The organism is uncultured Pseudacidovorax sp., assembly GCF_913773995.1.
Lineage (GTDB): Bacteria > Pseudomonadota > Gammaproteobacteria > Burkholderiales > Burkholderiaceae_C > Xenophilus.
The window spans coordinates 1-7,423 of sequence record NZ_CAJYES010000156.1 but is presented as its reverse complement, the minus strand read 5'-3'; the positions used below and the strand labels follow the sequence as shown (position 1 = coordinate 7,423).

Sequence of the window (7,423 nt, the reverse complement as noted above, 5' to 3'; positions counted from 1 at the left end):
CGTCGAACAGGCCCATCACGCCTTCGACCACGATCAGGTCGGCCTCGGCAGCGGACGCTTGCAGCCGCGCACGCGCATCGGCCTCCCCGGTGATCCAAAGGTCCAGCGAATGCACGGGCGCCCCGCTGGCCAGCGCGAGCCATTGCGGATCGAGGAAGTCGGGTCCGCACTTGAAGGCCCGCACCCGCCGGCCCTGCCGCGCATGCAGCCGCGCCAGGGCCGCGGCCACGGTGGTCTTGCCCTGGCCCGAGGCGGGAGCCGCCACCAGCACTGCGGCGCAGGTGGCGGGCGCGCGGGCGCTGTCGGTCAGCGCGGCGTCCACTTCAGGCCGACGTAGGCCGTGCGGCCGGCCGTCGCATAGTTGTTGGCCAGCACGTAGTTCTTGTCGGTGGCGTTGTCCAGACGCGCGACCAGGCGCAGGTCCGGACGCAGTTGCACGCTGCCGTAGAGGTTGAGCAAGCCATAGCCGGCCAGCACGATCTTGTTGGCCGTGTCGTCGAAGCGGCGGGCCGAGAGCTGGACTTCGGCGCCCACCGTCCAGATGCCCTGCGTCCAGTCGCCGCCGAAGGTGGCGTAGCGCTTGCCTCGACGCGGCAGCTGGCGGCCCGTCTCGGAATCCTTCGGGTCCTGCACGTCGATGGAACCACGCAGCGTGAAGTGCTCGCCGAAGCGGTGGTCGCCCGCCAGCGTGGCCCCCTGGTACACGGCCCGCCCGACGCTGGCATAGCAGCCGAAGAGCGAGGCGCAGCTCGTGCTGGTGCTGCTGAACACGATCAGGTTGCGCACGCGGTTCTCGTAGACCACCAGGCTGGCATTGGTGCGGCCGTCGCCGTAGCGCAGGCCGACCTCGGCGTTACGGCCGGTCTCGGGCTTGAGGCTGGCGTCGCCGTACTCGCTGAAGCGCTGGTACAGCGTCGGCGCGCGGAAGGCCGTGCCGGCGGCCGCCGTGACGCGCCAGTTCTTCACGAACTCGTAGCCGTAGGAGGCGCTGCCGGTTGTCTTGCCGCCGAACTCGCTGTCGTCGTCGTGACGCAGGTTGAGCTGCACCGTGTGGGCGCCCTGATGGAAGCCGTAACCGAGGGCCAGGGCGTCCTGCGCGCGGTCGCGTTTCAGGGTCTTGCGCCAGTCGGTCAGCGAGGGGTTGAGCAATTCGTCCTCGCGGCGCTCCAGCGCGGCCGTGAAGCGGTGCGGGCCGTACTTGCCTTCGGCCTGCAGCAGGTAGCCGCGCAGTTGCGTCTCGGTGATGTAGGTGGTGCTGGGGTAGCCCGAGTAGCCGGCGGCAATGCGGGCCGAGGTGGTCTCGTACCGGCTGTTGCTGTCGGTCACCTGCAGCAGGGTCTTCCAGTGCTCGGTCCACTGGGCCGTCCAGCTGAGGCCGGCCGTGCGCAGGTGGTAGAGGTTGCGGTCGTCGGTCGCGGTGGCCAGGCGGTAGCCGGTGCCCGAGGTCGCGTCGTAGCCCGAATTGGTCTCGCTCTCCAGGACGGTGGCCTCGAAGCGGTGCTGCGCATTGATCTGCCAGCCCAGGCGCACATTGGCCGAGCTCGCACGGTAGAGGTCGTCGTCGGGGTTGTGGTTGATGTTGGGCGTGCGAACGTCGAAGCCGCGCGTGGTCGTGTAGCCGGCGCCCAGCGAATAGTCGAAGACGCCGGACTTGCCCGACAGCCCCACCTGCGCATCGCGCAGGTCGCGGCTGCCCGCGCCCACGCTCACCGTGGGCGAGATGCCGTCCTCGCCGCGGCGCGTGAACAGCTGCACCACGCCGCCGATGGCGTCCGAGCCATAGACCGCGGCGGCCGGGCCGCGCAGCACCTCGATGCGGTCGATCTGCCCGAGCGGCAGCGACTCCCAGGCGGCGCCGCCGGTGGATTGCGAGTCGATGCGCACGCCGTCGAGGTAGACGGCGGTGAAGCGCGTCTCTGCGCCGCGCAGGAACACGCTGGTGGTATTGCCGATGCCGCCGTTGCGCGAGATCTGCACGCCAGGCAGGCGCGCCAGCAGGTCGGCCACGCCGGTGGCGCCGCTGTTCTCGATGGTCTGGCGGTCGATCACCGACACGTCGGAGACCAGCTCGGACAGCGGCTGCTCGACACGGGTGGCGGTGACCACGGTTTCCTGGAGGGTGGCCGTCTGGGCCAGCGCCGACAGCGGCGCAAGAAGGGTGATGGCCGCAGCCACGGACGACAGGGGACAGGTGCGCGACAAGGCGCGCGCGGAAGAACCAACGCGGGTGATCATGGTATGGAAGCCGAAGCTCCGTGAAGCATGTCCCTGGCCGGCCTCCCCGCCGGCGATGGGACGTCATGGCTGCTGCGCTCTTTCCTGTGAGGGAGAGGACGCGGCAGCCGCCTGTGTTGGCCGGTATCCGGGCTGGCAGCACGCACCGTCCGCCTTCCCAGGGACCGCGTGTCGACGATCTCCAGTGGCTTGCTTGGACGGCGTGGCGCATGCGTGAGCACATGCGCCGGCTGCTTCACCGTTGCGGGGGCAGCGCAGGCTTGCCGGTGGCCGGCGCCGGGTCCGATCCTGCTTCCTGCCCTGGGGCGGAAGGGTTCGATCCCGGTGCCGGCCTTGCGCGCTGGCATGCGCGCGGGCTCCTGCTTCCCGTTGAACTGCGACGCGCGAACCGCGCCGCGAGCACCAACAACGGCGCGCATTGTAGGCAGACGCCGACAGGCCGGCCCCTACAATCGCCGACCATGTCTGCACCGAGCCCCATCGATCAGATCGCCGAGCGCGTGGAACGGCTGCTCGTCCGCCATGAGGAAATGCGGCGCACCAACGCGCTGCTTGTGCAGCAGGTCGATGCACTCACCCGCGAGCGCGACGCGCTGCGGGCCCGGCTGACGACGGCCCGCACCCGCATCGACGCCATGCTGGAACGGCTGCCGCCCGAGCCGGCGCCCGATGCCGACGCATCCACTCCCACCTCCGCTGCGCCATGAATCAGATCGAAGTCCGGATCATGGGCCAGAGCTACCTGCTGGCCAGCCCCGACGATGGCGAGGACGCCCTGCGCGAGGCCGTGGCCCGAGTGGACGCGGCCATGTGCAGCATCCGCGACGCGGGCAAGGTGAAGGCGCGCGAGCGCATCGCCGTTCTGGCCGCGCTCAACCTGGCGTACGACCTGATCCAGCGCGAATCGGCGCCTGCGCATACACCCGCGCCGACTGCGATGGCCGATGGCGATCCGGAGCGCGCGGCCCATCTCATCCGCCGCCTCGACCAGGCTCTGGCCGGTGACGGATTGCTGCTGTAGCACAGCGCCTTTTACGCACGTCTTGCAGCGCCTTGCAAGCCCCGCGCGACAAGGCCAACACGGCACACGGGACACTGCAGACAGCGCACGGCCGAGGCATAGAATGAAGGCGTCTGCGGTGCCGCCGGGCTTTATATTTCCTTGAACCAATGCTCTATGGAGCCCGGGCTTGGTACATCGCCTGGCAAGCGTGATCATCTCGCGTCAGATGAACCCAATGCCTTGCTGCCCTCGCCCACCTGAACCCTGCGTTCAGGATGACGGTCCGGTCGCATTCGCAGACACCTATTCCTCAACGGCCCCTTCACGGGGCCGTTGTCATGTGCGACCTACCCCAGCGCACGCGCGGTCACGGCACCGCATGCATAACAACACCACGGAGACCCCCTCATGGGCATCGAACCCCTGCTGATCGTCGAACTCGGCCTGCTCGGGCTGGGCGCCGGCTTCCTGGCCGGCCTGCTGGGCATCGGCGGCGGCATGCTGATGGTGCCCTTCCTCACCTACATCATGAGCACCCGGGGCGCCTCCGCCGACCTGGCGGTCAAGATGGCCATTGCCACCTCGATGGCGACCATCATGTTCACCTCCATCAGCAGCGTGCGCGCGCACCACAAGCGCGGTGCGGTGCGCTGGGACATCGTGCGGCGCCTGGCCCCTGGCATCGTCATCGGCAGCCTGATCGGCAGCCTCGGCGTGTTCGCGCTGCTCAAGGGCTCGGTGCTGGCCATCTTCTTCGCGCTCTTCGTGGGCTTCTCGGCCACGCAGATGTTCCTCGACAAGAAGCCCGCGCCGAGCCGGCAGATGCCGGGCACGGGCGGCCAGTTCGCCGCGGGCGGCGTCATCGGCTTCATCTCGGGCCTGGTCGGCGCGGGCGGCGGCTTCATCAGCGTGCCTTTCATGACCTGGTGCAACGTGCCGATCCACGCGGCCGTGGCCACCAGCGCGGCGCTGGGTTTTCCGATCGCGGTGGCCAATGTGGCGGGCTACATCGCGAGTGGCTGGTCGGTGCACGGCCTGCCGCCCGGCGCCTTCGGCTACATCTGGCTGCCCGCGCTGGTGGTCGTGGCACTGTGCAGCGTGCTGATGGCACCCTTGGGTGCGCGAGCGGCCCATGCGCTGCCGGTCAAGAAGCTCAAGCGTGTCTTCGCCAGCGTGCTGTATGTGCTGGCCGTCTACATGCTCTGGAAGGGCCTGAGCGCCTGAGGCCAAACGCCCAGTCGCTGGCCGGGCGGTTGCAACGGGCATTGTCAAGGAGGGCCACACGGCGGCTGCGCACGCTGCACCTCAGGGGACGCTCGCGGTGAAGCCGAGCTGCCCGCTGTAGGTGCCGGCGGCCGGCAACCCCGGCATGGCCAGGCCGAAGGTCCAGTTGGCGGCGCGCTGCGTCACGAGGTTGCTGAACGCCGTGCCCGCCACCGTGACCGCCGCGCCCGATCCGGACGCGGGTACCGGCGGCGCCGTCAGGCCGGCGTTGTCCAAGACGATGGAGATCCCGTTCATGGCGATGCTTGCGCTGCCGCTGCTCAGCGGCGAGATGACGGAGGCCTGCAGGCTCACCGTGCCGGCATTGCTGGCCACCTCGACCGGCAGCACGTTGTTGCTGGCCATCACACCGAAGCCCGGTACCGCTGCGCTCCAGGACACGCTCTTGTTGTTGCCGTTGGTGGCCGCGACTGAACCGGCCGGAATCGTCGCGCTGACGTTGAAGGCCACCGTCGCCAGTCCCACCCCGGCGGGGCCCACACGCAGGTAGACGAACTTGCCGACGTCGACGCGGAAATCCAGACGCGCAGACGCGCTGTAGGGGCTCGAGGTGTCGCTGACCTGCTCGGCACGGGCGGTGACGGAGCATCCGCCGCAGGCGGTCATCAGCAGCACGGAGGCAGCCCACCCTCGCGGACTCACCGGAACTCCGCCTCCACGCGGAAGCTGCCCTCCTCCCAATCGAGCAGGCCCGTGGTCTTGACCGGCAGGGCCAGCGGCTTCGGCAGCAGACCTTCGTCCGGCCGAGGGCTCAGCAGCAACTGCCGCGTCTGCCCGGGCATCACCGGCGTGCCTTCGGCCAGCCACTCCTGTTGGCGCCCATCCGCGCCGCGCGCGTCGAGCGAGCCGCTCAGGCGGCCGTGCGCATCCCCTTCGTTGCGCACCACGACCACCGGCTGGCGCCGGCCCTGCTGCTCTCGCATGCCGGCGCCCTCCAACACCAGCCGGGGCGCGGCCCCGCCCACCGCGACGTAGACGGCCACGGCGATGCGCCCACTCACGGGCAGGCGGAGGCTGAGGCCCTGTTCGCGCACCAGTGCCTGGTAGGCGGGCTCGACGCCCTCGACGGCGATCATGAAGCGGCATTCCTGCCGCGGCGCGTCCGGCGGCACGTCGATCTGGAAGCGGAACCGCCGCTTCTCCATTGGCCCGAGCGTGAAGCTTCGACGCTCCAGCGTGACCCAAGGACGGCAACTGCCCGGCAGCAGTTCGTCGTGGTAGCCGATCTGGCCTTCGGCCGTGTAGGTCCAGTCGAGCGTGCGCAATGTGAGTTCGGTCGTCGCATTGCCCATGTTCTGCAGGTCGAGGACCTGGCCCACGCGGTCGCCCGGCTTGGACGCCAGTTCGTAGCGGGACGGCGCGGCTCCCAACTCGAAGGGTGCGGCAAAAGCAGGCCAGGCCGCCACGGCCGCAGCCAGCAGCGCGGCACGAAGCAAGGTACGCGCGCGGGCCAGAGGCGCCCGCCGGGAGCCGCTGGGGCGCACACGCGCCCCGGAAAGACTTGTCATGGCATCACCTCGATGTCGAAATAGCTCTCCACATCGAACGGCCGGCCCCCGACGGGCCGCCATTCGCGCAGGTCCAGCCTCAACCGCAGGTCGAGCCGCTCCACCAGCCAGGGGCCCGGCACCACACCCGCCCATACCAGCCGCCGTTCGCCCGCCATGGCAGAGCCGGCGGCAAAGGCGCCCCCCCCCGACCATTCGACGAGCAGCCCGGCCGGCGAGCGCAGCCCGCTGACGAATGCGGGAACGACGTGATAGATCCGCGCACGCCGCCCGGCATAGGCCGCGGTCGCCAGGCGGTACTCGACACCGCGGAACGTGACCCACGCGTAGGGCGTGCCCGGTTCGCGGGCGCCCAGGTCCAGCATGGCCGGCACACGGGCGCGCGGAGAACTCGAATCGTCCAGGCGTTCGGCCCGGACCGGCGCGACCCCAACCAGCAACAGCCAAGTCATCACCAGCAGCAGGCGGGCCGCTCGGTCGAAGGATGCACGCCACATGGTCAGTTCATCGTCGCAGTGAAAGTGACGCGCCCGCGGTAGCTGCCCGCCGGATACAGGGTGCTGTTGGCGTAGCTGAAGCTCAGCGTGTTGCTCATCTGCGTCCGGCTGCTTCCCAGGAACAGGGTCTGCAACAGGCCCGGCAGCGCGAACTGCGCCAGTTGCTGGCTCGCGGAGCCGTCGAAGCTTCCGTTCTGGATGTCATTTCCCGCATTGGTGCCGGTGTCGAGGTTGGCCGACACCCAGCTGATGGAGGAAAACGGAATCACGGTCGAGCCGCAGCTTGCCGGCGTGATGCACGGAAGCCCGGCTGAGGACGACGCGGTAAGCGTTGCCACGGTGGGGCCGAAGAGGCTGTTCTTGTCCGCCGACACCGTGACGGCGATGGCGCCCGCGCCCGCTCCGGCGATGACGCCGGGGCTGGGCGCCACGTTGGCATTGCTGACATTGAAGCTGACCTCGTCGATCGTGCCGCCTGCGGAGCCGACCCTCAACGTGATGCCTTCCGTCACCGAGACGTAGGTCGTGAGGACCACAGCACCCACCGGCGGTGAAGCCACCGAGGCAACGCAGGCCAGCAGGAGGGCGCCGGGGTGCACACGCACTGGCCCACCGGCCCTGCTCTGCAACACGAGCCGCATCGCGTGGCTCTCAAACGCCTGAAGCGGTGTAGGTCACTGTCGCGCTGTAGCTGCCCGCGCTCCAACTGGCCGGCGTGCCACCCAGCGCATAGGCCCAGCTCCCGCTGGCCAGCGCATTGCTGCCGAAGGAGGTCGAGCCGCACGCGCCCAGGTTTGCCCCGGGGTGAGACAGCGATCCGGTGGACGTGACCGTGAAGCTCGAATTGGGCGGCCCACCCGTCGCTGGCGTCCATGTGCCGACCGCGCAGTTGATGG

General features: G+C 69.6%; 8 protein-coding genes, 2 pseudogenes and 1 riboswitch. Of the genes and pseudogenes, 3 read left to right on the top strand and 7 right to left on the bottom strand.

Features of this window, described 5'->3' with window-relative positions; genetic code table 11:
- Both QZ772_RS14715 and QZ772_RS14710 read right to left on the bottom strand, forming a co-directional pair.
- Positions 1–322: pseudogene (locus QZ772_RS14715) on the bottom strand (cobyrinic acid a,c-diamide synthase); the annotation flags it as partial.
- On the bottom strand, positions 307–2,235 hold the full coding sequence (locus tag QZ772_RS14710; protein WP_295527637.1) for a TonB-dependent receptor: 1,929 nt from the start codon (positions 2,233–2,235) through the stop codon (positions 307–309). The pseudogene QZ772_RS14715 and the gene QZ772_RS14710, both read right to left, overlap by 16 nt.
- Before the next feature lie 123 nt (positions 2,236–2,358).
- Positions 2,359–2,531, bottom strand: a riboswitch (cobalamin riboswitch).
- A gap of 165 nt (positions 2,532–2,696) precedes the next feature.
- On the opposite strand from QZ772_RS14710, the gene QZ772_RS14705 reads away from it, so the two are divergent.
- The 3 genes from QZ772_RS14705 to QZ772_RS14695 all read left to right on the top strand — a co-directional run bounded on the left by QZ772_RS14705 (position 2,697) and on the right by QZ772_RS14695 (position 4,462).
- On the top strand, positions 2,697–2,942 hold the full coding sequence (locus QZ772_RS14705) for a DUF904 domain-containing protein (protein ID WP_295527634.1): 246 nt from the start codon (positions 2,697–2,699) through the stop codon (positions 2,940–2,942).
- Entirely contained in the window at positions 2,939–3,256 is a 318-nt protein-coding gene (locus QZ772_RS14700; protein WP_295527631.1) for a cell division protein ZapA, read from the top strand. Before QZ772_RS14705 ends, QZ772_RS14700 begins: the two co-directional genes overlap by 4 nt.
- 390 nt (positions 3,257–3,646) lie before the next feature.
- Positions 3,647–4,462, top strand: a complete 816-nt coding sequence (locus QZ772_RS14695) for a sulfite exporter TauE/SafE family protein (RefSeq protein WP_295527629.1) — start codon at positions 3,647–3,649, stop codon at positions 4,460–4,462.
- An 81-nt stretch (positions 4,463–4,543) separates the two neighbouring features.
- On the opposite strand, the gene QZ772_RS14690 is transcribed toward QZ772_RS14695, so the two are convergent.
- The 5 genes and pseudogenes from QZ772_RS14690 to QZ772_RS14670 form a co-directional block, all read right to left on the bottom strand.
- On the bottom strand, positions 4,544–5,137 hold the full coding sequence (locus tag QZ772_RS14690; protein ID WP_295527627.1) for a hypothetical protein: 594 nt from the start codon (positions 5,135–5,137) through the stop codon (positions 4,544–4,546).
- 23 nt (positions 5,138–5,160) lie between these two features.
- Complete coding sequence (locus QZ772_RS14685; protein WP_295527624.1) at positions 5,161–6,030, bottom strand: hypothetical protein; 870 nt, start codon at positions 6,028–6,030, stop codon at positions 5,161–5,163.
- The gene (locus QZ772_RS14680) at positions 6,027–6,527 is read right to left on the bottom strand and encodes a hypothetical protein (protein WP_295527621.1); all 501 of its coding nucleotides are present in this window, start codon (positions 6,525–6,527) and stop codon (positions 6,027–6,029) included. The genes QZ772_RS14685 and QZ772_RS14680 overlap by 4 nt, the downstream gene beginning before the upstream one ends.
- Positions 6,528–6,529: 2 nt before the next feature.
- The gene (locus QZ772_RS14675) at positions 6,530–7,168 is read right to left on the bottom strand and encodes a hypothetical protein (protein ID WP_295527619.1); all 639 of its coding nucleotides are present in this window, start codon (positions 7,166–7,168) and stop codon (positions 6,530–6,532) included.
- Between the two features lie 10 nt (positions 7,169–7,178).
- Positions 7,179–7,423 (bottom strand): annotated as a pseudogene (locus QZ772_RS14670) (hypothetical protein); the annotation flags it as partial.

Bases quoted from the DNA above. Each gene is read 5' to 3' on its own strand.
- QZ772_RS14710 (WP_295527637.1), bottom strand. From the start codon at position 2,235: ATGATCACCCGCGTTGGTTCTTCCGCGCGCGCCTTGTCGCGCACCTGT.
- QZ772_RS14705 (WP_295527634.1), top strand. From the start codon at position 2,697: ATGTCTGCACCGAGCCCCATCGATCAGATCGCCGAGCGCGTGGAACGG.
- QZ772_RS14700 (WP_295527631.1), top strand. From the start codon at position 2,939: ATGAATCAGATCGAAGTCCGGATCATGGGCCAGAGCTACCTGCTGGCC.
- QZ772_RS14695 (WP_295527629.1), top strand. From the start codon at position 3,647: ATGGGCATCGAACCCCTGCTGATCGTCGAACTCGGCCTGCTCGGGCTG.
- QZ772_RS14685 (WP_295527624.1), bottom strand. From the start codon at position 6,030: ATGACAAGTCTTTCCGGGGCGCGTGTGCGCCCCAGCGGCTCCCGGCGG.
- QZ772_RS14680 (WP_295527621.1), bottom strand. From the start codon at position 6,527: ATGTGGCGTGCATCCTTCGACCGAGCGGCCCGCCTGCTGCTGGTGATG.
- QZ772_RS14675 (WP_295527619.1), bottom strand. From the start codon at position 7,168: ATGCGGCTCGTGTTGCAGAGCAGGGCCGGTGGGCCAGTGCGTGTGCAC.